The organism is Terrabacter aerolatus, assembly GCF_007991735.1.
In the GTDB taxonomy this organism is placed as follows: domain Bacteria; phylum Actinomycetota; class Actinomycetes; order Actinomycetales; family Dermatophilaceae; genus Terrabacter; species Terrabacter aerolatus.
The window spans coordinates 1-870 of the sequence record NZ_BJYX01000059.1 but is presented as its reverse complement, the minus strand read 5'-3'; the positions used below and the strand labels follow the sequence as shown (position 1 = coordinate 870).

At 72.3% G+C, this 870-nt stretch carries 1 protein-coding gene; it reads right to left on the bottom strand.

Annotated elements, in window-relative coordinates; translation table 11 throughout:
• Positions 1–699, bottom strand: a 699-nt coding sequence (locus TAE01_RS20380) for an IS110 family transposase (protein WP_186815325.1), incomplete at its 3' end; no start/stop codon positions are given.
• Between the last annotated feature and the right edge of the window lie 171 nt (positions 700–870).

Here is an 870-nt window from a genome sequence, read left to right as displayed (position 1 = left end):
GAAGAGGCGGCGGACGATCCGCAGGCACGGGCGGACCCCGCCGCGGCGTGTGACTTCCGCGCGGACGGCCCGCTCGAACCGCGCCAGCCCGAGCCGCCGCGTCCGGTCCAGGTCCCCGCCGTCGCGGCCGCGGCCCTGCCCCACGACGACGCTCAGGGCGGCCACGAACGTGGCCGACCGGAACGGGTGCTTGGCCGCCTCGAGCGCGGCCGGCCACACGCACTCGAGCAGGTCCCGGATCGTCTGCACGGCCGCGATGTGCTCCTCGAGCAGCTCCTCCCGGCGGGTCCCGAGGTGGCGCAGCCGAGTCCAGGCCGCGTTGGCCTCATCGACCGGTTCGGGCAGGTAGCAGCGCAGCTGCCCGGTCAGCCGGGCGATCAGGACGGCGTCCTTCTCGTCCGTCTTGTCGGTCGTCAGGTCCTCGCTCTTGCGGGCCCAGGAAGAGGCGGCCGGCTGCACGCACACGAACGACATCCCCCGCTCGGAGGCGAGCTGCGCCAGCACCATCCACCGATGACCGGTCGGCTCACACGCCACCGCCACTCCGGCGAACCCCTTCGCGTGGGCCCGGTCGGCGGCCCAGTCCAGCGCCGAGCCGAGGTCCCACGCCTTGCACCGGAACGTCCGCCGCGCGAGCACCTTCGAGTCGTGGTCCGTCACCACGACCATCTGCTTGCGGTCGGCCAGGTCGATCCCCACGATCGCGTTCGTCGTCGGGACCGCCGCCCGCAGCCGAGAAAGCCGAGCGTTCCGGTTCCGATCACCGCGGGAAACGCCACTACCGTTGTTCATGGGACGTCCTCCTTCTTGCGTGTGGGACACCAAGCCCGACAAGCGCATCAGGGAGGACGTTCGCCACGCCAGACCCGA